At 57.2% G+C, this 25722-nt stretch carries 18 protein-coding genes; 15 read left to right on the top strand and 3 right to left on the bottom strand.

Annotation, left to right across the window (positions count from 1 at the left end):
* Positions 1 to 10: 10 nt before the first annotated feature.
* Both N5W20_RS07140 and N5W20_RS07135 read right to left on the bottom strand, forming a co-directional pair.
* Entirely contained in the window at positions 11 to 5440 is a 5430-nt protein-coding gene (locus tag N5W20_RS07140) for an autotransporter domain-containing protein (protein WP_319806468.1), read from the bottom strand.
* Positions 5441 to 7048: 1608 nt separating this feature from the next.
* Positions 7049 to 7411: a helix-turn-helix domain-containing protein gene (locus N5W20_RS07135; RefSeq protein ID WP_319806467.1), complete on the bottom strand. Its 363-nt coding sequence runs from the start codon at positions 7409 to 7411 to the stop codon at positions 7049 to 7051.
* A 687-nt stretch (positions 7412 to 8098) separates the two neighbouring features.
* Here N5W20_RS07135 and N5W20_RS07130 point away from each other — a divergent pair.
* Positions 8099 to 8701, top strand: a complete 603-nt coding sequence (locus N5W20_RS07130; protein WP_319806466.1) for a hypothetical protein — start codon at positions 8099 to 8101, stop codon at positions 8699 to 8701.
* Positions 8702 to 8977: 276 nt separating this feature from the next.
* On the top strand, positions 8978 to 9202 hold the full coding sequence (locus tag N5W20_RS07125; protein WP_319806465.1) for a hypothetical protein: 225 nt from the start codon (positions 8978 to 8980) through the stop codon (positions 9200 to 9202).
* A 142-nt stretch (positions 9203 to 9344) separates the two neighbouring features.
* On the opposite strand, the gene pgm is transcribed toward N5W20_RS07125, so the two are convergent.
* Complete coding sequence (gene pgm / locus N5W20_RS07120; protein ID WP_319806464.1) at positions 9345 to 11006, bottom strand: phosphoglucomutase (alpha-D-glucose-1,6-bisphosphate-dependent); 1662 nt, start codon at positions 11004 to 11006, stop codon at positions 9345 to 9347.
* Between the two features lie 186 nt (positions 11007 to 11192).
* On the opposite strand from pgm, the gene N5W20_RS07115 reads away from it, so the two are divergent.
* The 13 genes from N5W20_RS07115 (at position 11193) to N5W20_RS07055 (ending at position 25722) form a co-directional block, all read left to right on the top strand.
* Positions 11193 to 12089, top strand: a complete 897-nt coding sequence (locus tag N5W20_RS07115; protein ID WP_319806463.1) for an aldo/keto reductase — start codon at positions 11193 to 11195, stop codon at positions 12087 to 12089.
* A gap of 155 nt (positions 12090 to 12244) precedes the next feature.
* On the top strand, positions 12245 to 14902 hold the full coding sequence (locus tag N5W20_RS07110; RefSeq protein WP_319806462.1) for a penicillin-binding protein 1A: 2658 nt from the start codon (positions 12245 to 12247) through the stop codon (positions 14900 to 14902).
* An 87-nt stretch (positions 14903 to 14989) separates the two neighbouring features.
* Positions 14990 to 16121, top strand: a protein-coding gene (gene prfB, locus N5W20_RS07105) for a peptide chain release factor 2 (RefSeq protein WP_319806461.1) whose coding sequence is annotated in 2 segments (ribosomal slippage) — positions 14990 to 15058 and positions 15060 to 16121 — 1131 coding nt in all. Because the reading frame shifts where the segments join, the coding sequence is not laid out codon by codon here.
* 165 nt (positions 16122 to 16286) lie between these two features.
* Positions 16287 to 16727, top strand: a complete 441-nt coding sequence (locus N5W20_RS07100) for a cupin domain-containing protein (RefSeq protein ID WP_319806460.1) — start codon at positions 16287 to 16289, stop codon at positions 16725 to 16727.
* Positions 16728 to 17276: 549 nt separating this feature from the next.
* On the top strand, positions 17277 to 17921 hold the full coding sequence (locus N5W20_RS07095) for an energy transducer TonB (protein ID WP_319806459.1): 645 nt from the start codon (positions 17277 to 17279) through the stop codon (positions 17919 to 17921).
* Between the two features lie 205 nt (positions 17922 to 18126).
* Positions 18127 to 19167: a MotA/TolQ/ExbB proton channel family protein gene (locus N5W20_RS07090; protein WP_319806458.1), complete on the top strand. Its 1041-nt coding sequence runs from the start codon at positions 18127 to 18129 to the stop codon at positions 19165 to 19167.
* A gap of 2 nt (positions 19168 to 19169) precedes the next feature.
* Positions 19170 to 19595, top strand: coding sequence for an ExbD/TolR family protein (locus N5W20_RS07085; protein ID WP_319806457.1), 426 nt, complete (start codon positions 19170 to 19172; stop codon positions 19593 to 19595).
* Between the two features lie 94 nt (positions 19596 to 19689).
* The gene (locus N5W20_RS07080; protein WP_319806456.1) at positions 19690 to 20127 is read left to right on the top strand and encodes an ExbD/TolR family protein; all 438 of its coding nucleotides are present in this window, start codon (positions 19690 to 19692) and stop codon (positions 20125 to 20127) included.
* Positions 20128 to 21411, top strand: a complete 1284-nt coding sequence (locus tag N5W20_RS07075) for a tol-pal system YbgF family protein (RefSeq protein WP_319806455.1) — start codon at positions 20128 to 20130, stop codon at positions 21409 to 21411.
* A gap of 715 nt (positions 21412 to 22126) precedes the next feature.
* Complete coding sequence (locus tag N5W20_RS07070) at positions 22127 to 22891, top strand: response regulator transcription factor (RefSeq protein WP_319807862.1); 765 nt, start codon at positions 22127 to 22129, stop codon at positions 22889 to 22891.
* A 53-nt stretch (positions 22892 to 22944) separates the two neighbouring features.
* Entirely contained in the window at positions 22945 to 24309 is a 1365-nt protein-coding gene (locus N5W20_RS07065; RefSeq protein WP_319806454.1) for an ATP-binding protein, read from the top strand.
* A gap of 130 nt (positions 24310 to 24439) precedes the next feature.
* Positions 24440 to 25006 carry a NifU family protein gene (locus N5W20_RS07060; RefSeq protein WP_319807861.1) on the top strand — a complete coding sequence of 189 codons (567 nt, stop codon included), beginning with the start codon at positions 24440 to 24442 and terminating at the stop codon, positions 25004 to 25006.
* A 161-nt stretch (positions 25007 to 25167) separates the two neighbouring features.
* Positions 25168 to 25722: a malonic semialdehyde reductase gene (locus N5W20_RS07055; RefSeq protein WP_319807860.1), complete on the top strand. Its 555-nt coding sequence runs from the start codon at positions 25168 to 25170 to the stop codon at positions 25720 to 25722.

Below are 25722 nucleotides of genomic sequence, written 5' to 3'. Positions count from 1 at the left end.
GTCTTCATCTTCAGAACTTGATGACCAGATTGCCCCGGATGCCGCTATCAATGGCTTGAACGCCGTACTGACCGAGGTAGAACAATCCGACATTAATGCTGTCAGTCACTTTCAGACTGATACCAGCATCCACGACCGCGACATCCGAGGCGAGGCCAGTGCCCATGACGCTCATATTTGCGTCACTGGATGTCGCGAAATTAAGGGCGGCATGCGGCGTGAGCGGGCCGAAACTGTGGCGGTAGCCGATCATCAGACGCGGCATGATAATGGCGCGGCCGATATGATAGGTCGCTGATGACCGAAGCCCGAAGGTTGAGAACGTGACGCCCGCCGTCGAGGCCCGCCCGGTGACCGCTTCAGGGCCATCATGCTCACGGAAGCTGCCATTATGCACATTGACGTAAGAGATCCCGGCGAATGGCTCAAAGATCGTCCGGCGGCGACGGATCCGATAGCCAACTTCCCCGAAGGCCTGCGCGGTGCCGGAAAGATATCCCGCATCCAGATGCGAGCCCTGATAGCCATTAAAGAGGATGGTGCGGTTTGTGCCGAGCAGGTTCCAACTATAGGTTGCACCGAGTCGCAGATTGACGTGGCCCCAATGATTGCCGCCGTAACCACCAATCATGAGATTATTGCTGTGCCCTGACGAGGCGCGTCCGTTTGAAATATGAAAGGACGAGTTGCTGTAGCCAAACAGGGCGCCGATACGCGCTGTTTCAAAAATCGGCGCATCCGCCCCCATCATAAACCCGGCTGTCGTGTGGTTCATGGTCGCGACATTTTCATTGCCGAAATTGCGCCCGAGGCTTCCATAAGCCTGATGCCAGAGAACGACGCGATCCCGGTAGCAGCGCGGGTCAGGTGCGTCGCCTCGCAGCGTCGCGGTCTGCATGGATCCGGATGAAAAAGCCCCCTCACATTCCGCACTGGCGAGCCGTTCCGCCACGGTCTCACGCGCCTGATAGGCGTCTTCAATCAGTGCGGTGACGATGGAAGCATGGATTTCACCCGATACAGCGTTTAACGCATCCCGCGCGTCATTCTGACTCAGTCCTGTGAAAGCGAGCGCAAGCGGGCTGGTTTCAGGCAGCTTATCCAGCGCGCGGCCAATGGCGATCCCGTTCTGTGCATGGCTGACCGCGGCAAAGCTGACGCCGCTGCCATCAAGCTTGATCCCGACAAGATTGCCCACATAAAAAAGGCTGGGCTTGAGGAATAAATATTGCTCGCTGATATTGGATTCGAGCCGGTCAAACTGGCCGGACAGGGAGCCTGTCGCTTCCAATATCGTGTAGGCATTCCGTGCTTTAAGGACAGCGCCCCGGGCAACATTGAAGTTGACCATCCCACCATTGAGGCTGACATCTCCGGCCACTTTGACGCGGTCACTTTTGAGGCCGTCATAGGTCTTTCCGCCATCCGTGATCGACGTGCCGGAAGATTGCCCATTTCCCTCTGCACGGAAAACTGTGCCGCGGGCCATGGAGAGGTTCTGATTGACTGTCAGCGTGCCGATGGCGTTATTATTGCCGGGCGCGATAACGCCGCCTTGCGCGATCTGCGTTGCCCCGATCGTGCCCGCACCCGATAATGTGCCGCCATCCTGCACATTGAAACGCGCCTGCGCCATGTTTCCATTGATGCCAAGGCCACCGTTCTGCACGTCAACCTGCCCGGTGAAGCCGGCATTATCGCGATTGATGGTGATGTCGCCCGCGCCCGTTTTTATGAAGCGCCCCGCGCCGGAGAGCGCATTGGCGAGTGAAGCCGCGCTTTGCTGATTGACAATCAGGTGACCCTCCTGGCCGACATCAATGCCGCCCGTGCCGAAGCTGCTCGCCGTGCCCTGCAAGGTGCCATGCGTCACGGCTGTGCCGCCCGCGTAATTATTGCGGTCATTCAGCGTGGTTTTGCCTGAGCCAGCCTGCTCGACACGGCCTTTGCCATCAATGGGCTGCGTCAAGGCCAGATCATCGCTGAAATTGACGACGAGCTTCCCGTTATTATGGATGACCGCGCTGCGTGTGATTCGGCCCGACGTGCCGCCATCGCCCAGTTGCAGCGTGCCGCTGCTGATGGATGTTTCGCCGCGATAATTCTGGTCTTTGGTGAGGATGAGCGTGCCCGCATCTGATTTCACCAGACTTGTGCCGTTCGCAACGAGACTGTCATTAATCACCGTATCAAGGACGGCTGAAATAGAGGCACCTTGTTGCGTACCATCGCCTACCCGGATCGTCGTGGTGCCGGTCGTGGCGTAGAGGTCATCGCCCGTAACTTTGTAAACGCCGCCATCATTATTCGCGAATTGCATGCCGCGCGTCAGAACGTTCGACGCGGCGCCATCGTGAGTCGTGTTCCGGACGGTGACCGTGCCCGCCTGCGCGGCGAAGAGGGCAAACGTGCCCTGCGTCCATGCGCCATCGCGCCCGCCATCAACATCCGTCCAATTGCCATTATCGGTCGTCCAGGTGCCATCGCCACCATTGACGGTGTTATTGCCTTCCATACCGCCGGGCCCGGGTGAGACAGTGTCGCCACCATCCCAGAATGTCAGGACATTGTCGCTGACGACGAGATTGATCTGGTGATCGATCGATGTCTGAAGCAGCATTGTCGTGCCGGGCGCGGTCTCGACAGAACCGAGGCGGCCATTCGGGCCGATTTCTTCTCCCGCGCCATTGGCGGTGGCACGATAACTGGCGGTCGGCACGGCCCCGGAGAGCGACCCCTCATAGGTGTAGATGCGGTAGATCCCCTGGCCCAGAGGCTCCGATCCCTTATTGGGACCTGTGACATTGATCGTGCCGCTGAAAACGAGATCGCCCTTGACGGCGACGAGGTCATTATTCTGCCCGCCCTCAGCATTGGCCTGGCCCAGATTCCAGTTCTGCACCGCATTATAAGCGAGGGTGAGATTGCCGTTGACTTTCAGCGTGCCGACACTGTCTGTGCCTTCACCAGGGGAGAGGGTGGCATTGTCAGCGATGGTGACGTTGCCGCCAATAACGCCCTTACCATGGAGTTGCGCGCCGGACTGAACGTCCAAATCGCCTGTCGCGCCGGACTGGTCACCATCAACCTGCAAAATGCCGGCGGCGACTGTCGTGCCGCCCGTGTAACTATTATTGCCTGAGAGGATGGTCGTGCCGCTGCCGACCTGGTTCAGCCGACCCGCCCCTGAAATCGCCCCGTGCAACGTCACTTTGTCACTGTGATTGATCGTCAGTTCGCCATCATTGGCGATGCCGGTCGTATTGCCGATAAAACCTGATGTGCCCCCATCGCCGAGCGTCAGATGCGCGCCGCTGCCAATGGATGTCGCGCCCGAATAGGTGCTGTTACCGGTCAGAAGCTGGGTGCCGCCCGCAATCGCCAGCCCGCCAGTGCCGGAAAACACGCCCGAATAGGTGCCGGTGGCGTTACGCAGGGTCAGCGTGCCATTCAGCGTGCCATTGCCATTTTCGTTGATGGCATTGGCGCTTGCATTACTGGCGGTGACGGTAAAACTGCCGGATTGTAGTGTCACATTGCCGCTGCTTGTCGTGCCATCCAGCGTGAGCGTGCCCGTATTGGTGATGTCACCCGTCTGACTGTTGCTGGGCTTCGCGGTGCCGGAATTCGTGATCGCCTGGAAGGTGCCGTTCTCGGCCGTTAACGTGCCTGTATTATCTGTCGCGCCGCCGACCGCACCGCCTTTGACGTCTGTCGTGCCGGTATTGTTTAAGGCCCCGGCGACACGTCCACTCAGCGTCAGATTGACTTTTTGCGCGACCTCGGTCGTGCCCGTATAGGTGTTCTGCCCTGAGAGGGTCTGCGTGCCTGCAGCGATGATCAGGCCACCAGTGCCGGACATGATCCCGGCATAATTATTGCCGAATGTGCTGTTGGCATTCGTCAAGGTCAGGGTTTTCTGCCCTAAAATGGTGTTGCCCGTGCCGTCCAGAGCTTTGAGGGAAGGCGATGATGTCGAGATATTTGAGATATCGAGCGTGCCATTATTATGGACGCCGCTGGATGCTTCCACGGTGCCCGAACCGCTCAGCGCCAGCGTGCCGCGACTGATGGTTGTTGCCCCGGAATAAGTGTTGGCGCCCGTCAATGTCGTTGTGCCCGTGCCGGATTGGGTAAAAGCGCCGGAACCGCCAATTGACTGCGCGATCGAGACAGCATCACTGTGATTGACGGCAAGCGTGCCGTTATTAACGATGGCGGAACTGCTGGCGATGCGGCCTGTCGTGTTGCCGTTACCGAGTTGCAGCGTGCCGGAGGAGATGGTGGTGGTGCCCGTATAACCGTTATTGGCGGTCAGGATTGTTGTGCCGCCGCCAATCTGCGTCACATTGCCCGTCCCGGCGATATTCGTGGCGTAAGTGACGGTGTCGGACCTGTTAAAGGCGAGCGTGCCATTATTCGCGTTGATATAGTCGATCCAGCCGGATGTGCCGCCCTCTCCCAATTGAAGCGTCGCGCCTGAGGCAATCGTCGCTTTCGTCTGGCTGGAAGATTCGTTACCTGCGAGGACCAGTGTCCCGGCATTGATATTAACCGCGACATTTGAAGCGAGACCGGACAGGCGGGAGGGGGCGCCGACGATCCAGGTGCCGCTGCCGCTTTTATTGACGGTGCTGAAACCGGTCACCGTATTATTAAGTGTGTCCGTGGCGTCATCGCCAGTGAGGGTCAGAATTGCGCCGCCACCGCCGCCGCCAATGCTCCCTGTTACGGTTGAGCCATTATATAATGTGACCAGATTGACGTATGAGCCCGTTGTCGTCAGGGCGACATTGCCCTTAACCACCGCCCCCTTATTATTGGTGAAAACAATGCGGCCATTGCCTGAGTTACCGACAACCGTGCCCGTGCCCTGCGTGCCCGCCCGGATCGTGCCATAATTATTGATGGTGTTGCCGTATCCCGCCGTGCTGGTGTCTGAACCCTCAAACCAGATGGCAGAAGAAGTTGTGGTCTCAATCGAGCCATAATTATTGATGGTGTTATTGCCGCCTGTCGGGTTGAACGTCTCACCATTATTGGCGCCACCTGTCTGGATGATGCGCCCCGTTGATTTGATATTGACGACAGTGTTCCCGCCAAATTCAATGACGTTCGGCCCGGTATTATAGGGGCCGGTGCCGATACCTGCACCCTGGACGGTGCCGCCGATATTCAAGACATTCGGGTTGCTTGACGTCCCCGTGCCCATACTGATGGACACGTTCGACGTGTTGATGGTCGCGCCTTCCGCCAAATTCAGTGTTTTGATACTGTCATTTCGGCCCGCCCCGACTGTACTCGTGATCGTGCCCGTACACGTGACCGTTCCTGACGTGCCGTCACAGGCCGCGAGTGCGGTTGATGCAAGGCAGGTGAGGGAGAGAGAGATAAGTGCCGTGTGAAAAAAATAACAATATCTATATGTTCCGAAGATCATATTTTCGGATGCCTCGAACTTAATGCAAAATATAAAAAGTTTTTTATGTTAAGTGGCGATAATTACCTTCATATGATGTGAACAATCGAGTCTTCGCCAAGCAAGGACGACTCGACTGACGTAAGAGTGAAGGCGTCAATGCGATTTGTGAACGATTAGTTTCGAAATAAGTGAAAAAAATTTCGTGTACCAATGATTAATACCTTAAACTTTTAAAAGATAAAAAACGAGAACTTGTATATCATCAGTCGACTACACTTCGATTTCACATCGACTACAAAATTTTCCACAATGATGGAACGGCAATTTTTATTAACCTATAAACTTCGTTAAAGCGGAGTTGAGGCGCAATGATCGGGTTAAATTTGACGGTCTTTGCACTTGATTACTGATGGATCACGCTGTGAATGCGGTGTCGATAAAATCTGGAGTCGCTGCGCGGACAGTCATCAATTTTTTTTACCGTGATTGGCGCGGTTAACGCATATTGCCCACTCGGAGCGCGGGCACGGCCTGAACATGCCGGATCCACGATGATCTCCGTCCTGTTTCGGGTCAGGGCGTCGCGATGGTCCGCTTTGTTAAACGGTATCATCAAACTGACTAGTTACGAAAAAAACACCGTTCAAATTAACATGATGTGGAATGCATGTTCGCGGAGAGTTTCAAGTCCCGCCCAACGGCATCGTCGAAAACTTTTCGTTCAGGACAATAATGTCCGCTCCCAAGGCTGAATCGCGCTGAGCAGGACATGATCATGGTTTCGGGAGAGCTGTTACTTGTCGGTAAAGACGGTGCTCCGGTCGTCGACACAAGAAGGGCTGAATAAGGTCAGCAAAGCGACCGCGCGCACATATTGCATAAGGTTGCGCAGACGACATGAAAATTTTGTTCCAAAAAAGAACATAAATGCGCTGATCGAAGTTCCAATTTAGAAAAAAAATTTATTTTGTAGATAAATTTAAATTTTCTCATTTTCAGTAAAATTATACCGAAGCAGCAACCTTTAGGCAAGTAATAAGGTAATTTTTATATATTTACTCCTATTTGATGAGTAAATTCTGCTGACCTATCGGCTTAATAGAGGTTTAGATCCTTCCTCCGGACATGAGTTGTGGCGCTGACGCGGTGGAAATGCTTCGGGAAAAGGCCTTCGCAGGTGGATGAATTCCGCGGCTGATGGCGGTTGGATTCCTGATGTCAGTCTGTCTGTCGCGGGCGCAGGGGCGCGCTTAACCCGGCCCGGCCTTTATTTGGATGAAGCCTCCGAAAACCGTGCTACGGCAGAGATATTGTTAGGGACCTGACATCAGCAAATCGGCTCGTCGTCGGGATCATGCACCCAGGGGGCGTCGATGGTCGAAAATTCTCGGTCGCCAGGTTTCGCCGGGAGGAGGAGACGCCGGGAAAAGTGAATATTCCAGTAGCGCTAATGCTTGCTCTTAAACTTTGGTACGATGTCGGATATTGCTGGCTTTTGCTGCGCAATCACGCCAACTTGCCGATAATTTATAGTCCTGATCAATCGCTCATTTCACGTCAATATCGGCCGTCTGCTTCTTGAACCTGGATTCTTCTAGGAAAGGAGACAGAGTCGTGAGTAAAAGTTCAAACAATTTTTCGGATTCCTTCGCGCGTCGCGATTTCGGCAAAAGTCGCAAAGGCGGCCTTCTCCGAGTGGTCCATAGCGCGCCAGGCACGGATCAGGGCGAGTTCGCTCGGATCTTTGATGACCTCGCTCGGAAGCTTGTTCGACGCAACCGAAGACGGAATGCGAAAGTGATCGAGGGGAACATCGTAAAGATCCGCTAAAGCGCTGATGACGATGAGGGAAGGGAGCTTATGGCCGCGCTCGATCTTCGACAGGTCCGAGCGGCTGAAACCTTCGAGGTCCAGCTCTGCGACCACATCATATTGATTGTAGCCGCGAGCCTTCCGGAGGCTCCTCAGCTTTTCACCGACGTCATGCATCGCAATATAAAATCACAAAAAAAGGAAAAGGAAGTTCCATTACAGCAATTTTACCCCTTGCGTGAAATGTTCCACTCTGGCACAAAAACAATTGTCGTATTTTTGGTTGTTGGATGCGGGTAATCCACTCCTCCAATTTCAATGAAGCAAAGCTCTTTAACGAGTTATCAGTCATGGTTTCACTCATTTATGGATACAAACTCTCTCTATCATCGCATCCATTGAGATTTCCTCAAAAATTAAGATGCCGGCAGGACGCAAAGCCGGGTGTTTATGCCTTGTCGCATATGCACGGCGTGGACCATCCGGTTCAATGTCTGAATTCGTCACGCGACGCCGCGTGCGCCATGAGAGCGGCCCTGAAAAACGCATTCCGATGGCGCGGAACGGCACGGACGTGGGCAGGGGCGTGGTTTCAGCGGGATGAGGCGGGGGCTCGCGATTTCCTGCGGCCCCGTATCAGGGCCTGTGCGCATCACGGTTGATGCCTGCCGCCACTGGCAAAAGCCCGTTGCGCGATGCGGGGCGCGATGGATGCGTCGAGAAAGTGTCGCTTTGATCCATGTCGAGTCCTTACGCGCCCGCATCATCGTGCAGCGCGGGCGCTCTTTTTGGTCAGCAGGTACGGCATCGACAGGGTGTGGACCTCATATTTCAATTAACAAGAAAAGTCTGGAGAGCAAAAAAATGAGTTCGGACCTGAAGCAGCGTATCCCGGAAAAAGAAAAAGCCATTTCAACATCCGAGCCGGTCACGCCGACAGCAGAGCGCCTCAGTAAATCCGTCTTTACGCGCAAGGCGCCCTTTCGGGTGATTTCAACGGTAGAAGCGCTGTTCAATGCCGGTGCGATACAGGATGCGGAAGTTCAGGCTTCCTGTCGGCTGAGGCGGGATTGGCTTTATGCGCGTTACGGCTATTCCGAAAATCAGGATCCGCCTGTCCGCAGCACGCATCTGGTGCATAACGTTCTCTCATGGCGTATGACGCGCGCACAGGTGGGCCTGGCGCTGACGGAGCTTCAGCACGCTGTCAAAGCACCGATTTTCAACCTGCTGGAACTTATGTTGATTGATGAACTGAGTTTCTCAGGCATGGCGCGGGTTTTGATGCCGCAGCGCAGCGATAACGCCGTGCGTAACAAGGTGTCCGCACAATGCGCACTGGCTTTGAGCACGCTGGCCGCTGTTTATGAGGATATGGACCGTGCGCGCAAAATGGATGCGGCTTTTCGTCACAGCACGAAGGCACCGATACCACCTCGTTGCGCGCCCCAGGTGACACATAAGTGATGTCGATCATTGAAAAGCGGCGATGAGGTCAGGTGAGGCGGCTCAGCTGATGTGCCATGCGTAATACCGGTTCGGTATCACGCGTTTCCTCTCTGGCGCGCGAGATAACGATTATTTTCAACAACTCCTGAGCACTTCTTGATTTCTGTTGACCGCGCATCAACCCGCATCTTAACTTTGCATTCAGCCCTCAAAGCTGAACTTGTCTGGAGAAGCAAATTGGACAAAAAGTTTGATTATAAGCCTTCTGCCCATCGGGATGAAATCAGACGGATCATGCGTAGAGCGATTTTGACGCGCTCAACGATAAAGAGTGGTGATTTCAACAGGTCCGATGTTCTTTCCGATCTCCATGCTCTTCGCGAAACGCTCGAAATTTTTTCCAGCGCGCCGAAGAAAGCCGGACGCAACACGATGAGCTGGCTCGCCAATCAGTTGGAGGAAGCATGTGAGCGCCTCGCCGTCATCAATGCGGACGCGAAATGTCCCTCCGACGAGTAGGGACGTGTCACCACGCCATGGCGGACAGTTTGCCGGGCATTTCTGACTTATGCGCTCTCGTCAGTTTTTCATCAGCCACTCAAGGCGTGTCGCGGCGCGTCGTCGCTTCTGAGATGAAGACGCGCCGAGCCGTGCGGCAGCGTTAAAGGCCGCCTGCACCCGCTTTGAAGATTCCTGCGATTGCTGCCTGCGCCTCATCCTGGATCTGTTTCAGATGCGCTTCGCTAACGAAGCTTTCCGCGTAAATTTTATAGACGTTTTCGGTGCCGGAAGGGCGGGCGGCAAACCAGCCTTGGGCGGTGCTGATTTTCAGCCCGCCAATCGGGGCGTTATTGCCGGGCGCGTGGGTAAGCTTGGCGGTGATCGGGTCACCTGCCAGCGTGGTTTCCGCATATTGTTCGGCCTTCAGCGCGCTTAAAACACGCTTTTGATCCGGGTCTGCCGGCGCATCGATGCGGGCGTAAAAAGGTGCGCCAAGTTCCCGCGTGAGGTCGGCATAGATCTCGCCGGGCGTCCTGCCCGTTTTGGCGGTGATTTCCGCCGCAAGCAGGCAGAGGATGATCCCGTCCTTATCCGTGCTCCACGGCTTGCCCGCACGATTGAAGAAGGACGCGCCTGCGCTCTCCTCACCCGCGAAGCCCAGCGTGGATGCGGCCATTCCATCCACAAACCACTTGAACCCGACAGGAGTCTCAATGATGTCGCGTCCCAATTTCTGCCCGACACGGTCAATCAGGGCGGAGCTTACCAGCGTCTTGCCGATTTTGCAGTCTTGCGGCCAATCAGGCCGGTTCTGGAAAAGATACCAGATGGCGACAGCAAGATAGTGATTGGGGTTCATCAATCCTGCCGGTTTGCAGACAATGCCGTGACGATCCGCATCCGGGTCATTCGCAAACGCGATATCGAACTGGCCCGCCATGTTGATCAAACGTGCCATGGCATAGGGGGAGGAGCAGTCCATGCGGATTTTACCATCCCAATCCGCGGTCATGAAGCCGAATTGCGGGTCTAGCTCCCGACTGACGATCGTCGCATTAATACCGAAGCGCTCAATAATGGCCTGCCAGTAATCCAGAGATGCGCCGCCCAGCGGGTCAATCCCGATGGAAATCTCCGCTGCGCGGATCGCTTCCATATCAATGACGGACCCTAAAGCGTTTACGTAAGGCGCGACGAAATCAAAAATTTTGACGCAACGCGCGGCGCGTGCCGTGTCATAAGGAAGGCGTTTAACGTCCTTCAACCCCGCCGACATAAGCTGATTGGCCATGTCCTGAATTTGCCCGGTGGCTTTTGTATCTGCCGGGCCGCCATGCGGCGCATTATATTTGATGCCGCCATCTGACGGGGGATTATGCGACGGCGTAATGACGATGCCATCCGCGCGCGGGGCGTTCTCATCGGCATTATGGACGATGATGGTGTTGGAAATGACCGGGGTCGGCGTCAGACGATCATGGGCATCGATGTGAATCGCGACATTATGCGCCGCCATGACCTCAATCACGGTTTTTTGAGCGAGGGCGGATAATGCGTGGGAGTCGATCCCGACGAAAAGCGGGCCGGTAATCCCTTCAGATGCGCGATAACGGCATATGGCTTCTGCGATCGCGGCGATGTGGGTTTCGTTAAAACTGCCATGAACCGATGTGCCGCGATGGCCGGACGTGCCGAAGCTGACGCGCTGCGTGGCATCCGCCACGTCCGGGATATGCGCGTAATAAGCGTCCTGCAGGGCCTGAATATCTGTCAGTTCTTCAGGTGGAAGCGTATGACCGGCCTTCGGGCTGATTTGCGTCATGGCAATCCGTCCTTAATTTCGGGGGAAGGGAAGGCGCAATCAACAAGTATCATGGGCGCCGCAACCTTGAATGCCATAATTGCCCGGCAAGCGAAACCCCGCCGGTTGCGGCTGAAATACACCCCATTATTGCAACGGCGGACGCGGCTAATCGTTAAAATCGGGCCAATTTATAGGAATATTGCCATGAGAACGCCTGACGCCCGGAAATCGGGCACGTTCAAAATCGGTGGAACGATGGAAGTCGTGCGCCTCGGTTTCGGAACAATGCGCCTGACCGGTAAAGGCATTTGGGGCCCACCCGCTGACCATGCACGCGCGATTGCCGCGCTTCATCATGCGCGGAAGGCAGGGGTAAATTTTTTCGACACTGCCGATTCTTACGGCCCGTTCGTTGCGGAGGACTTTGTCCATGACGCGCTTCACCCTTACCGTAAAATCATCATTGCCACGAAAGGCGGGCTGACGCGGCACGGCCCGGATATCTGGAAGCCTGTCGGTAACCCGGATTATCTGCGACAATGCGTTCTGATGTCGATGCGCCGCCTTGGGGTCAAGTCCATCGATTTGTGGCAGTTACACCGTATCGGCCCGGACTGCGACATGAAGCACCAGTTTGAAGCGATAAAAACGATGCAGGAAGAGGGGCTGATCCGGCATGTCGGCCTGTCGGAAGTCGATATCAAAACCATCAAATCGGCCGAACGATATTTCAAGGTCGCGACGGTGCAGAATCGGTTCAACCTCGTTGACCGGACGTCAGAAGACGTCCTCGAATATTGTGAGAAGCACCATATCGGGTTCATCCCCTGGGCGCCTCTCGCTGCGGGCGCGCTGGCGGATAAAGGCTCTGTCCTTGATAAGCTCGCCAAGGAGAAGAAAGCGCGCAGCGGGCAGATCGCCCTTGCCTGGCTTCTGGCCCGCTCACCCGTGATGCTGCCCATCCCTGGTTCCGGCGATCCGTCACATGTGGATGACAATATTCGCGCCGTTGATATCAAATTATCGAAAGCGGATATTGAAGCCCTCGACAAGCAGGGGCGGGACGCGTGGGAAAAATCACGTAAGGAGCATAAATCCTGATGGTGCTTCCCGATCCGCGCCGCTGCCTTACTGTAAACAGGCGTAGCATGGCGACGCGCAACATACGGAAATTTGCCCCACCCGCCTGATTTTGCTAGTGAGATCGGCCCTGCGCGGCGCGCTCAACCCAGCCGTTTTTTTTGGATAAGACACCCATGCCGTCGGACCCCGATCGCCTTACGCCGAACCGCAATCCGCGTCGAGACGCCTTTGATCCGCATCGTCTCGGGCCGCGTCAGCGCACATGGCGGCGATTTGTCGCCGGGTCAGGCGCGCTCATCCTGGCTGTGGTTATAGGCAGTGCCGTTTTTGTCATCGGCAAGATCTCCCGCATGACGACGGGCCTGCCCAGTGTCGCCAGTCTTGAATCCTATCTTCCACCGACTGTCAGCCGTATTTACGCGTCGGATGACCGCATCCTGGCGGAGCTGGCGGCGGAAAGGCGTCTCTACACGCCTTTCAATGCAATTCCGGACCGCGTCAAAAAAGCCTTTATCGCGGCTGAGGATAAGAATTTCTACGCCCATCACGGCGTTGACCTCAAAGCGATCCTGCGGGCGGAGTTTGGCAACATCACGCGCCCGAAAGGCCGGCGACCTGTCGGCGCTTCGACCATCACACAGCAGGTTGCGCGGAATATGATCCTGAACAGCCGCGCCCCGACCCTGGAGCGGAAGGAGCGCGAAGCGCTTCTGGCGATGCGGATCGAGCGCGTTCTGTCAAAGCAAAAAATCCTCGAAATCTACCTTAATGGGATTTATCTCGGTCAGGGTGCTTACGGCGTGGCGGCGGCGGCGCAGACTTATTTCAATAAACCGTTGGACGAGTTGACGGATGCGGAGGCGGCTTATCTCGCATCTCTGCCCAAATCGCCGTCAAATTATGACCCCTATAAACATGCGGATCGAGCGGTTTCCCGCCGTAACTGGGTGCTGACCCGGATGGTTGAGACCGGCGCCCTCAGCGCTGAAGATGCGGCGGCAGCGCAGAGTTCTCCCCTCATTGCCAAAGACACAAAGCGCTTCGGCCCCATGCCGAACGGGGAGTGGTTCGCCAGTGAGGTGCGGCGTCAGCTCATTGATGATTACGGGGAAACCCGTGCTCTGGAAGGGGGGCTTGAAGTGCATACCAGCCTCGACCCCCGCCTGCAGGACGCAGCAACGCATATTCTGCATGAAGGGCTGATGGAATATGACCGTCGTCGATCCCGGTGGCGTGGCCCGGTGGGGCACGTCAATCTGACCGCCTTTCGGCAGAATGACCCTGAGCTGATCCAGAAATTAACACCCCCCGCAGGCATATTGCCGCAATGGCGCCTGGCTGTGATGACAGATGCCCGGCGGGGTGTGGTGGCATGGCGCGATCAATATCGTCCTGACGCGTCAAAAAAAGCGACAATTGCGCAGATTCTGCCCAAGGATTTCGCGTGGATGAAATCCGGAGACCCGAGGCTGGGTGAGGGTGACCTCGTCATGATCGAGCCGATCAGAAACAGTTCGTTCGTCGCGATCCGGCAGATCCCGGAAGTACAGGGCGCGCTGATCAGTCTCGATGCGCATACAGGGCGCGTCCTGGCGATGGTGGGGGGGTGGTCCTTCAAACAGTCGCAATTCAACCGCGTCACGCAGGCATTGCGTCAGCCTGGCTCCTCCTTCAAGCCGTTCGTCTATCTTGACGCGATGGAAAATGGCGTCCCGCCCTCTGAGAAATTCGATGATGCGCCGATTTCCTTCGGGACATGGCACCCTATGAATTACGAGAAGGATAATTGGGGCCCGACAACATTGCATGATGCCCTGCGTGAAAGCCGCAACCTCGTCACCATCCGCCTCGCCGCCTATCTGGGGATGAATTCCGTCGCGAAGATGGCGCAGGATGTCGGACTTGTGGATAAAATGCCGCATGTCCTGCCCGCCGCATTGGGCGCGGTTGAAACGACCGTATTGAAGGAAGCCGGGGCTTATGCGTCACTCGCTGCGGGCGGTAAGCGCGTCACCCCGCATCTGATCGATACAGTGCTGGATCGTGATGGCAGTGTGCTCTACCGCGCGGCGGATGCCACGCTTGAAACCGCCCAGCAGGCCGCCGACCCACAGAAAACCCCTTCTGGCAAATCGGATCAAACCGGGCATCAAGATGAAACTTCTGATGCGGACGCGCAGAATGTGTCCGTGCCGCATATTGTCAGCACGCAGCCACAGATCGCGAGCCCGGAAAGCGCTTACCAGGTGACGTCCATGCTTCAGGATGCCATCCGGCGCGGGACGGGACGACGCGCCGCTGCGGATATTGACCGTGAAATCGCGGGCAAGACCGGTACATCACAGGATTTCCGCGATGCCTGGTTTGCCGGTTTTGCGCCGGATATCGTGACGGTCGTGTGGGTGGGGTATGACACGCCGCGTTCCCTGGGGCGGAATGAGACAGGGGGGCGCGTGGCCGGGCCGATCTGGAACCGCTTCATGAAATTTGCGCTGGAAGGGCGGCCGAAACTGCAATTCCGCGTGCCGGACGGCATCACCCTTGCGCGCTATGATACGGGGCGGTTGATAGCCGTTGACGGTTTCAAAGCTGATGAAGCGCCGGGCGCATCGATTGCGCTGCATGGTTATGGCGCGGGCACGGAGCCCCTCAATGCATCTGATACGGGTGCAGACGTCGCCACATCTGAAGATGACATGATGCCTTCCGGTGAGACTGAGGCAACCGCGCCCCCGGCAGAGGCCCTGCCGCCGCCTTCATCGCCATCCGGCGTTGAAACGGCGCCGACGACGCAATCTCAGAGTGACATCGGCCTCGGGGGGCTTTATTAACACGGCGCGTGGACCGGTCAGGCCTTGCGCGATATCCGTGCCGAACCATGCTGACACCGCCTGACGGGCGATTGATGGAGAAATTTTATGTCCGCGGAAAGCGACGCGCTTCATGAGCAGATCAAGCAGTCAGTGGCACTGCTGAGGAGGCATCTTTGACTGGGATGCTGCCCAAACCCGCCTCGCAGAACTGAATCACAGGTCGGAAGACCCGGATTTATGGAATAATGCGGAGGCCGCGCAGAAGCTGATGCGGGAGCGCACGCTTCTTTCCAATCAGATTGAAAATGTCCTTCAGATTGAGCGTGAGGCGGCTGACATGGTCGAACTCACCAGCATGGCGGAGGAGGAAGGCGACGCGGACACGGTCGCTGAAGCCCTCGCGACCCTGAAGAACCTCGCGGAACAGGCGCATATGCGTCAGATTGAGAGCCTCCTATCGGGCGAGGCGGACAGTAATGACTGTTACCTCGAAGTCAATGCCGGGGCCGGTGGCACAGAGGCCCAGGACTGGTCAGAGATGATGCTGCGCATGTATATGCGATGGGCCGAAGCGCATGGCTATAAAGTGACGCTGATGGAAAGCAGCGAGGGGGAACAGGCCGGAATTAAATCCGCCACCATCCTCGTCTCGGGCCCCAACGCTTATGGATGGTTGAAGACAGAGGCAGGCGTGCATCGTCTGGTGCGTATTTCACCGTTCGACTCTGCGGCGCGACGTCATACTTCATTTGCTTCCGTCTGGGTCTATCCCGTCGTCGATGACACGATCGAGATCGCGGTCAATGATGGGGATCTCAAAGTTGATACGTTCCGCGCCTCGGGTGCGGGGGGGCAGCACGTTAACAAGACGGACTCCGCGATACGTATCACCCACATCCCGACCGGCATTGTTGTTGCCTGCCAGACGGATCGCTCCCAGCATCGCAACCGCGCCACGGCGATGGAAATGCTGAAAGCCCGTCTGTATGAGGTGGAACTGCAAAAGCGGGAGGCCGCCGCCGCCGCGACGGAAGCCGCCAAGACGGATATCGGATGGGGTCATCAGATCCGCTCCTATGTTCTGGCGCCCTATCAGCTTGTCAAGGATCTGCGGACAGGTGTCGAGAAAGGCAACCCGGATGCCATCCTTGACGGGGCTTTGGATGACTTCATGTCCGCTTCCCTGGCACAACGTGCGGGGGCCACGCGCTCTGCCGCGAGTGCGGCCGCGCAGTAAAGGTGAGGGGGTGAAGCTGTGCTGGACATGGCTTCACCCATCCCGGATGACGATGACTACAAATCATCATGTCAAACGCGTGACGTTTCTTCACCAGCATTGAAGGCGGCGCGGGGACAGCGTAAAATTGCGACTTATCGACAATAATAATATTGGAAAAACACTGTGAAAAATAGGTTCAAACGCGCCGTGACAATGTCATGCGCGGCTCTCTGCGTTGCCGTGGTGGCGCGCGCGCAAATGTCGGTCAGTCAGGCCGCGGCGCCATTCCAGACAGAAACGCTTCTGGAAACGCAATCCTCCTGGGATGGCACGCCATATAAGGCCTATCCCGCAGGCACGCCGCAATTATCGGTGTTGAAGATCGTGATTCCGCCGGGTGAAGCCTTGAAGTGGCATTTGCACGACGTCCCGAATGCGGCCTATGTGGCGGCGGGCGCACTGACGGTTGAACGGCACCGGGATGGGCTGCATAGATCCCTCAAGGCCGGAGAGGTTCTGCCTGAAATGGTCAAATCCTTGCATCGCGGGATTGCAGGCCCGCAAGGGGCAACGTTGATTGTGTTTTATGCCGGTAAAAAAGGTGTGCCGCTTTCGAGACCCTAGAAACCGGTCCATGTGACATAAAATTGCCGAACGTCCCGCCCAGCTTCACATAACGAATCGGGGCGTGACGGGGTAGGGCGCAGGCGTCGAACGCCGCTTTGAGCGGGCCCTTATTGACTGTTTCCCGTTAAACAGTGTGAATTTTTAAAGACTTCAGGCGCGCCCCTTTTTATACGTTTTCCGCGCCTGAAGCCCGTGAGCCCTTATGCGCGCAAGGGAGCGGAAATGACGGCACCTTAACGCGATTATTGATTGAAAATGAGAATCTCTTAAATTCGCGTCTTGCCATGCGCACCATTTCGAAGGCAAAATCACCTTGTCTGCCCATAGCCGTCTCTTCCGGGGCCGGGTTGACCTCCTTACGCGCTGGTGTTGTTCAATGGCGGTTGAGACTCGCATTGTCGGATCGTCATGTGATAAGCACTTTTTAAGATATAGGATTCGGTGTAAGCGACTAAAATTGTTAGGTTGTTTCTCATCGTTTCGGGTTGGCCATGATTTTGGCGGTGGCCTGATTTAACTCTGTTGATCCATGGGGTGGCGTTATCGATGAACTACGTCGAGCAGCAAGGCAATCGTACGAAGTATATCATCGTCGGCGTCATCGTGGCGGTGCTGATCCATGTCGTTGCGATCTGGGCATTGATGAACGGCTTGGGGTCGAAGCTCGTCCAGCACTTTAATCCCCCGATTAAAACCAAGATCATCCGGGAGACGCCGCCCCCGCCACCCCCACCCCCACCGCCCCCGCCGCCGAAATTGACGCCGCCCCCGCCGCCTTACGTGCCGCCGCCGCGGATCCAAATTCAGCCGCCGCCGCAGAAGCAGGCCATCAAGGAAGTCACGCACGTCAAGCCGCCAACGCCCCAGCCACCTGCGGCGCAGATCGACCGGAACGCGCGTGCCGCGGGTGACCATTCCGCCGGTGCAAGCCCGATTAATGGTGCGCGGCCGGAATATCCGGATGAAATGCGTGAGGAAGGGCGGGAAGGGCGTGTCGTGGCGACCTGTGACATCAACCCGGATGGGCGTCCGGCCAATTGCCACATATCTCATAGTTCCGGCGGCCCTGCCTTTGTCGAAGCAGCCGAAGACTTCCTCCATCGCGTGAAATACGCACCGGCTGTCGTCAATGGCGTGGCGGTGATTGAGCATCACCACGTCATCAATATTGACTTCGCGCTGGATGAGTAGGCGCGATATGTCGGCGTCCGGATCACGCGCGCAGAGATATGACTTTCCCGGATGTGGGGCGTTTGGGCTCATGATGGGTTTACGGGGACGCGGCAGCGCCGGTCTCCATGTCTGGCCGGCGTCGCCGGGCCCGGTCGGGGTTGCCGCCGGTGTCCGCTTGGCTAAGACACGTTTCAACCGGCTTTTTACATAGGATATGGAGATCATGACGAGATTGTTCCGCGTTTCCGCGCTCGCCGCTCCCGCCCTGGCTCTGACCCTTGCGGTGGCGCCAGCTGCGGCGTTGCTGCCCCAGATTTCTTTCGCTCAGGCGACCGGGGATGCGGCGCCGTCCCAGCCCGCTTCACAGCCTGATGACAGTCCTGCGGCGACATCAGCGGCCCCGGCCAATGCCGCGCCGGAAGCGGAAGGTGGTGCGGCCGACGCTTCGGCCCCCGCAGACGCGGCTGCAGCAGCGCCCGCCAACCCGAGTGATGCCGCCGCACCAGCTTCTCCTGAAATTCAGGTGCCGCAAGCGACGGTGCAGGACAATCCTTATGGCCTGAAGGCACTTTGGGCGGGTGGCGACGCGGTGGCGCGTTCAGTCCTTTTGATCCTGGTTGTCATGTCGGTTGGCACATGGATTATCATGGTGCTGAAATTTATCGAGCAGGCCAAGATTTTCTCCTCCTCCAAGGCGGCTGCAACCGATTTCTGGAATCAGTCCTCCCTTGAAAAAGGTGCGGCTGCGCTGAGTGAAGATTCACCCTTCCGCTATGTTGCGGAGACCGGGGTTTCCGCAGCCCGTCACCATGAAAATTCGATGCGGGATGCTGTTGACCTCAATAGCTGGGTTGCGACTTCCATTCAGCGTTCTGTTGATATGATCAATTCGCGCCTTCAGGGTGGGCTTGCCTTCCTTGGCACGGTGGGCTCGACATCACCCTTTGTCGGTCTGTTCGGCACAGTCTGGGGCATTTATCACGCTCTGACGGCGATCGGCATTGCCGGTCAGGCTTCCATTGACAAGGTCGCTGGCCCTGTTGGTGAAGCGCTGATCATGACCGCGATCGGTCTGGCGACGGCGGTCCCGGCTGTGCTGGGCTACAACCTGCTGGTGCGCCGCAATAAGGGCGCGATGGATCGCGTCCGGAATTTCGCTGCCGATGTGCAGGCGGTGCTGCTGGGCGGTTACCGCCACGGCGTGGCTGAGCAGGGTGAGTCAGCTTCCCCGACCACAATCACATCTTCCAGCCGGGTGGACTGAATATGGGTATGAATGTCGGTTCAGGCGGTGAAGACGAGGGTGAAGTCGTTTCGGCGATCAACACGACGCCGCTTGTCGACGTCATGCTTGTTCTGCTGATCATTTTCCTTATCACCATTCCGGTCGCCACGCACACAGTCAAGGTCGCGCTACCTAAGGCGAAGAACCAGCCAACGCACACGCGACCGGGCAATGTCGTACTGGCCGTCACGTCAGACGGGCGGATGTTCTGGAATGAACGTCAGATCACCAGTCGGCAGGACCTGCTTTCCCGATTGGAGAAAGTGGCTGTCATGCAGCCGCAACCGCAGGTGCAGATTCGCGGTGATGAGAAAGCGCGCTATGAGTCAGTCGGGCGGATCGTGGCAACCTGTCAGGAAGCCGGGATCTCCCGCGTTGATTTCATAACGGAGCAACCACACAGTTAGGCATGTCGGATGCATCCTATGTCAGGGCTGATCAGACTTTAAAACCTTGCTTTTACCTAAGCAGGTTGGATTTTCGAAGGGGAGGGCGTCGCTCATGTCCATGAGTGTCGGAACCGAAAGCACGCATGAAGATGAGGGCATCGTCGATATCAACACGACGCCGCTCATCGACGTCATGCTGGTTTTGCTGATCATGCTGATCATCACCATTCCATTACAAACGCATTCCGTTGCGTTGCAATTGCCGCAGGGCAACCCGCCACCCTCCAACGCGCCACCCCATGTGGTGACAGTCGGGATTGATTTTGACAATCAACTGAGCTGGAATGGTGAGCCCATCACCAGTGAGGAAGATCTCCAGGCGCATTTTCAGGCGGCAGCCGCCATGCCCGATCAGCCGGAAATGCATATTCACCCGGATCGCCTCGCAAGTTACAATGCTGTCGCGCATGTCCTCGCTGACGCCCAACGTCTTGGCGTCGAGAAACTGGGCATCGTCGGATCGGACCAGTTTATGGATGAGGGCCAGTAAATGGCGCGTGTTTTCGCTTTTCGTCACTTCATCCTCGGCAGTGCGGCTGCTTTCAGCCTCGTTGCATTTTCCGCCGCCCCGGGTGGGATTGTGCAGACGGCGGAAGCCGCTTCTCCGTCTGCGGATGTTCTGTCCAATGCGGTGGGGAAGCCGCTTCAGGCGGCGTCAACGGCACTGAGTCGGAAATCCTATGCCAAGGCGATGGAAGCCGTTGCGAAAGCCGATGCCGTCAAAGGCAAGACCGATTACGAGACCTACACAATCAACCAGATGCGCGCCGCGATCGCCTCAGCGAGCGGCGACCACGCGGCGGCGTCCCGCGCTTATCAGGCGCTGATCGCGTCCCCACGCAGTTCCGCGGGTGAAAAGCATCAGATGATGATGGCGCTTGCGACGAATGCCTATACGGCCAAAGATTATGGTCACGCTGTCACTTACATCCAGCAATATGTCAAATCCGCTGGGCCGAATGCGCAGATGCGGAACCTGCTTGTGCAGGCTTATTACCTTCAGGGTGATTACGCCAACGCAGCAAAGACCCAGCGTGCCATGGTTGATGCAGAGATTCATGCGGGTCATAAGCCGAGCGAGAACGCATTGCAGTTCCTCGCCACATGTTACAATCAAACCCACCAGCCGGATCAGGAAACGCACGCTTATGTGCTGCTGGCGAAATATTACCCGAAGCCGGGATATTGGGAACGCCTGATTCATGACCTCGCGGTGCAACCAAAAATGGCGCCGAGCCTGCGCTTCAACCTCATGCGCCTGCGTGCGGTGACCGGCACGCTTCGTACGCCGGGTGAGTGGGTCGATATGTCGGAGCGCGCCGTTCAGCTGGGGTTGCCGCAGCTCGGCCTGACATTGCTCGATCAGGGCCTCAAAGCCCGCCTGATCGGCAACGGTGCGGATGCCGCGCGAATGCAGAGGCTCCGCGTCCTGATGGTGTCCCGCGTCAAGGACTCGACGGCCCATCTCACGGAGGCGCAGCAAGAGGCTGCCAAGGATGGCACGGGTCAGGCGGCCATCAAGTCGGGTTACAATCTGATCCTGGCCGGTAAGATTGATGACGGCGCCCGTCTAATGCAGGAGGGCGCATCAAAGAGCGCCGGTTCTGATAAAGCCATCGCGCAGCTCCATTATGCGATGGCGTTGCGTGACGCGGGGCGGACGCAGGCCGCCATCAAGGCGTTCGACGCTGTTTCGGGTGAGGCGACGGCCGAGAATCTCGCGCAATTATGGGAGATTATCACCCGACACCCGGCTGTGCCCGCAGCGCATTAGCTTCATCAGGGTGAGGGGGGGGGGGGGCGCGAGATATGCGCCCCGGCCGGAAATCTTCCGGTTGGAAAGCGATGAAGCCGCGATCTTTCTCGGAAAAGGTTTGCGGCGCGTCCTTTTAACCACCAAATTCTGAGCGCAGACCGGGTGGCGTCTCGTATCATCTGGTCAAACGCCACCTCCCAGTCATGTAAAGACCCGTTACGGTCAGGGCCAGGCTGTCACGAAGCCGGAGCACACGTGGCCAATAACGCCACTGCTTACATGATGGCAGGCCACGCCCCACCATGCGACCTTGTCGCGTCCTCCCAAGTTGGACGACCGAAGCTTTTCTTCCTCAAAAACCATTCACCGCCGTGACCCGCATATCGCAAATACGGACGGCGAGGCCGTGCGGCAGACGGGCCTCGAAGTAACATGAGCAGAGATCGGACCGATCATCGGTCCGACCCGCCTAATTACCGAAATATAAAGGCAAACAAGAAATTTATAATAATAATATTAAAAGATTGATTCGCCGTTTTCTATTTGAAGTTTGGTAAAAGAATTACATTATCATCTTAATAAGTCCCTAGTATTGTGAAATAATAAGTCATATTCGGAAACATTCAACAACAATGAGCGAAAGTTTCGTTGACGTCTTCACTTTTCGACGACGTTAACGAAGAAGCTGGTGTTTTTAATCGATTTCCATGACAAGATTGCTTACGCTCTTCCCATGAAGACGCTTCCATCGCCCCACTCCCTGCCGCCCCGCATTCTCATTGTTGAAGATGACGCCGGGATGCGCACCCTCGTGCAGCGCGCCCTCCAGGGGGAGGGTTACCGTGTCCGCGGTGTTGAAAGCGGGGACGAGATGTGGGATGCGCTCGCCAACGCCACTGTTGACCTCATTATTCTTGATGTCATGCTCCCCGCCGTCAGTGGCATTGAGCTCTGCCGTGCCCTCCGTGCCGGATATGGCAAAAGCCACGAGGGTGAAGCGCCTTTGCGTCAGACGCCGATCATCATGCTTTCCGCCCGAGGCGGGGAGGGGGATCGTGTGCTCGGTCTTGAAATCGGTGCGGATGATTATGTGGCCAAGCCCTTCAGCCAGAAGGAGTTGCTGGCGCGCGTCAGGGCGGTGTTACGACGTGGCCAGACGCAGATGGCGCGCGAGGGTTCAAGGCGGGAGAGACTTCGTTTCTCCGGCTGGACGCTGGATCTGCGCCGCCGTGAATTGCTTGACCCGTCAGGCGCCGCCATCGAAATTTCCGGCGCGGAGCATGATTTGCTCATCAGCTTCCTCGATAATCCCCAACGCGTCATCGCGCGGGACCGGCTGCTGGAATTATCCCGCACGCGCCTGGGAGATGCCTCCGACCGCAGTATTGATGTGCTCGTCAGTCGTCTGCGGCGCAAGCTGGGCGATGATGCGGATAAATTGATCCGTACCGTCCGTGGCACAGGTTATTTCTTCGTCTCTGAAGTTGAGCGTCTCTGACTCATATGGCGGCGCAACCTGTCATCCCCACGTGCGGTGCGGGGCTCTGAAAATTGGCGCCGCCTCACGCGATGCAGGAGGATGACGCCCGCGGCGCCATTCGCATCTGGCCGATTGGCCTGACGGGTCGCGTCAGTATCGTGGTGCTCGCGGCAATCTGTGCCGTGTTTCTTGCTTCCTCCTTCATTTACCGCCAGGCGCAGATCAGTCAGGTCAGTGTCGTTCGCCTCTCCGTCCTCGCGGAAGAATTGAGCGCTGATCTCGACATGCTTCATGCTGTCTCCCCACGCAGAAGACCGGTGATTGTGGCGCGACTCTCCAACCCGAATTTACGTCTTTCCATAAGAGAGCATCGTGAGGGCGAGGATATGGAGGACGGGCAGTGCCTCGCGCCGGGCGTGGACTCGCTGGGTTCGGCCCATGCCATGTTGAGCAATGCGCATCTCTGTGTGGCGGATCTCGGTTCCGAGACGGTCGGGATCCGCGGTGCCCTGGCGATTGACGGGGAGCAGGACCTCGTTTTTGAGATGCCCCACGTCCTCGTCGTCACATCCATGAATGGGGCGGTCGCGATTGCCGCCATCACGGCCGTTGCTGTTTGCGGCGTGGCGGCGGTTCTTATCCGCGCACTCAGCCTTCCCCTTCGAACCCTTTCTTCCGTCGCCAATCATCTTGGAAATGAGGATGAAGACGCACGCACTGTCGTCAATGAGGCAGGCCCACGGGAAGTGCGTGGCCTTGCGCATGCGATCAATGCGATGCAGACGCGCATCCAGAAACTGATTGAAGATAAGACATCCGTCCTTGCCGCTGTCTCACATGATCTCCGCACACCTTTGGCCCGCCTGCGCCTGCGGGCCGATTTTCTGGAAGATGAGGAGGCGCGCCTCGCCATTGTGATGGATATTGACGAGATGGAGGCGATGATTAACGGCGTTCTCGCCTTTCTGGCCGGTAATAATGACCCGGAAGTCCCGCGCGTTGTTGATCTCGTCGCCATTATCTCCACACTTCTGGACACGCAGGCGGATCAGGGGCGAAAAACCGCTTATACGGGCCCAGATCGTTGCCTCCTGACATTGCGGCCCATCGCGATCAAACGCGTCTTCGCAAATCTCATCCAGAATGCCTGTGTTCATGGCGGCAGTGCGGAGGTGGCGCTGAGTGTGGAGGAGAGCCGTATCGTCATATCCGTGACGGATCACGGGCCCGGCGTGCCCGAGCAGGATCTCGCACGCATCACGGAGGCTTTTTACCGCGTGGATCACTCCCGATCCCGCCAGACGGGCGGGGCGGGGCTGGGGCTTGCGATTGTCAAACGGGAGGTGAGGCGCGCCAATGGTCGCCTGAGTTTCCGCAACGTTCAACCCTCGGGTCTTGAGGTGCAGGTCATGCTTCCCCGTGAGGTTTCACACTGAAAAACCGCCCTGCCGCCCATGTGTCACAGTCCCGGCGCGCCAGATTTTAAAGCCTTGCCCTGACCCCGCCCCTTGCATATCGTGGCCCCACGTCGCATTTGAGGCAGAGCACCGTATGAGTGAGGATACCATGTTTATTGAGACCGAAAACACGCCAAACCCAGCGACGTTGAAATTTCGTCCGGGCTGCCGCGTCACGGGTGACGGGCTGACGGCGGATTTCGCCTCAGCCGAGGCCGCGCAGGGGCGCTCCCCGCTTGTTGAGGCGCTTTTTGCGATTGATGGCGTGACCGGCGTGTTTCTTGGCGCTGATTTCATCTCCGTCACCAAGTCTGAGCTGTCAGACTGGGCGGACCTGAAACCGGCCATTCTGACGGAGATTGCTTCCGCCTTGACACATGGCACGCCTGTGCTGCTGTCAAAAGGTGAAGAGCAGGCTTACGAAGTTGCTGAGCAGGATCGTGAGGTCGTGGCGCGTATTCGTGAGTTGCTTGACACGCGTGTCCGTCCGGCCGTGGCGGGAGATGGCGGTGACATTGTTTTCCGCGGCTATCAGGATGGTGTGGTGCGACTTTCCATGCAGGGTGCCTGCGCCGGGTGCCCGTCATCCCGTGCGACACTTAAGCACGGCGTAGAAAACATGCTGCGCCATTATGTGCCGGAGGTCAAAGAAGTTGAACAAGTGGAGATGTCGTGACGACTCTTCCGGGCGCGGATGAGAACGCGCCATTTTTTGAGACGCCTCCCCCAATCGATGAAATCCAGCGTCAGCCCGCCCCAGCGTCTGACGCGGGTGAGGAGGCGTCGCCGGTCGAAACAGACTTCAATGGCGCTTTGGGCGCTGACGCTCTGGACCAGATGTTTCGCGCCGCGCGCACGCCGGTCAGCTGGTCGCCCCGCCCCGTTACAGAAAATGTGGTGTGTGCGCTCTATGAACTCGTCAAATGGGGGCCAACCTCTGCGAATTGCAGCCCGGCACGCTTCATTTTCCTGACCTCGCGTGAGAGTCGGGGGATGATCCGGCATGCTCTCTCCGCCCCCAATGTTGAACGTTTCATGGATGCGCCGCTCGGTGTCGTCATCTGTCAGGACCCGGTTTTTTTTGATCATCTGCCGGAGCTCAATCCGGAGGAGAATTTAAGGGATTGGTTTGCCTCAGATGTGGGACTGGCGGAGGAAACCGCTTTCAGGAATGCGACGTTGCAGGGCGGTTATCTGATCATGGCGGCCCGCGCGCTTGGCCTCGCCGCCTGGCCGATTTCCGGCTTTGACAGCGACGATGTTGAGGATGCGCTGATGGCGGAGACGGGCTGGCGCGCCAATTTTCTGATGGGTATCGGATATCCGGGTGAAACTCCGCCGCCTGAACGGGCACCGCGACTTGATTTCCATGCCGCCTGCCGCTTGTTCTGA

Source organism: Candidatus Kirkpatrickella diaphorinae, from assembly GCF_025736875.1.
GTDB classification, from domain to species: Bacteria; Pseudomonadota; Alphaproteobacteria; order Acetobacterales; family Acetobacteraceae; genus Sorlinia; species Sorlinia diaphorinae.
This window is presented reverse-complemented; position numbering and strand designations above follow the sequence as displayed.

Excerpts from the sequence above, each read along its gene's own strand:
- N5W20_RS07070 (WP_319807862.1), top strand. The coding sequence starts at position 22,127 with ATGAAGACGCTTCCATCGCCCCACTCCCTGCCGCCCCGCATTCTCATT.
- N5W20_RS07130 (WP_319806466.1), top strand. The coding sequence starts at position 8,099 with ATGAGTTCGGACCTGAAGCAGCGTATCCCGGAAAAAGAAAAAGCCATT.
- N5W20_RS07095 (WP_319806459.1), top strand. The coding sequence starts at position 17,277 with ATGAACTACGTCGAGCAGCAAGGCAATCGTACGAAGTATATCATCGTC.
- N5W20_RS07055 (WP_319807860.1), top strand. The coding sequence starts at position 25,168 with ATGTTTCGCGCCGCGCGCACGCCGGTCAGCTGGTCGCCCCGCCCCGTT.
- N5W20_RS07110 (WP_319806462.1), top strand. The coding sequence starts at position 12,245 with ATGCCGTCGGACCCCGATCGCCTTACGCCGAACCGCAATCCGCGTCGA.
- N5W20_RS07125 (WP_319806465.1), top strand. The coding sequence starts at position 8,978 with ATGCGTAGAGCGATTTTGACGCGCTCAACGATAAAGAGTGGTGATTTC.
- N5W20_RS07135 (WP_319806467.1), bottom strand. The coding sequence starts at position 7,411 with ATGCATGACGTCGGTGAAAAGCTGAGGAGCCTCCGGAAGGCTCGCGGC.
- N5W20_RS07085 (WP_319806457.1), top strand. The coding sequence starts at position 19,170 with ATGGGTATGAATGTCGGTTCAGGCGGTGAAGACGAGGGTGAAGTCGTT.
- N5W20_RS07090 (WP_319806458.1), top strand. The coding sequence starts at position 18,127 with ATGACGAGATTGTTCCGCGTTTCCGCGCTCGCCGCTCCCGCCCTGGCT.
- N5W20_RS07080 (WP_319806456.1), top strand. The coding sequence starts at position 19,690 with ATGTCCATGAGTGTCGGAACCGAAAGCACGCATGAAGATGAGGGCATC.
- N5W20_RS07115 (WP_319806463.1), top strand. The coding sequence starts at position 11,193 with ATGAGAACGCCTGACGCCCGGAAATCGGGCACGTTCAAAATCGGTGGA.
- pgm (WP_319806464.1), bottom strand. The coding sequence starts at position 11,006 with ATGACGCAAATCAGCCCGAAGGCCGGTCATACGCTTCCACCTGAAGAA.
- N5W20_RS07075 (WP_319806455.1), top strand. The coding sequence starts at position 20,128 with ATGGCGCGTGTTTTCGCTTTTCGTCACTTCATCCTCGGCAGTGCGGCT.
- N5W20_RS07060 (WP_319807861.1), top strand. The coding sequence starts at position 24,440 with ATGTTTATTGAGACCGAAAACACGCCAAACCCAGCGACGTTGAAATTT.
- N5W20_RS07140 (WP_319806468.1), bottom strand. The coding sequence starts at position 5,440 with ATGATCTTCGGAACATATAGATATTGTTATTTTTTTCACACGGCACTT.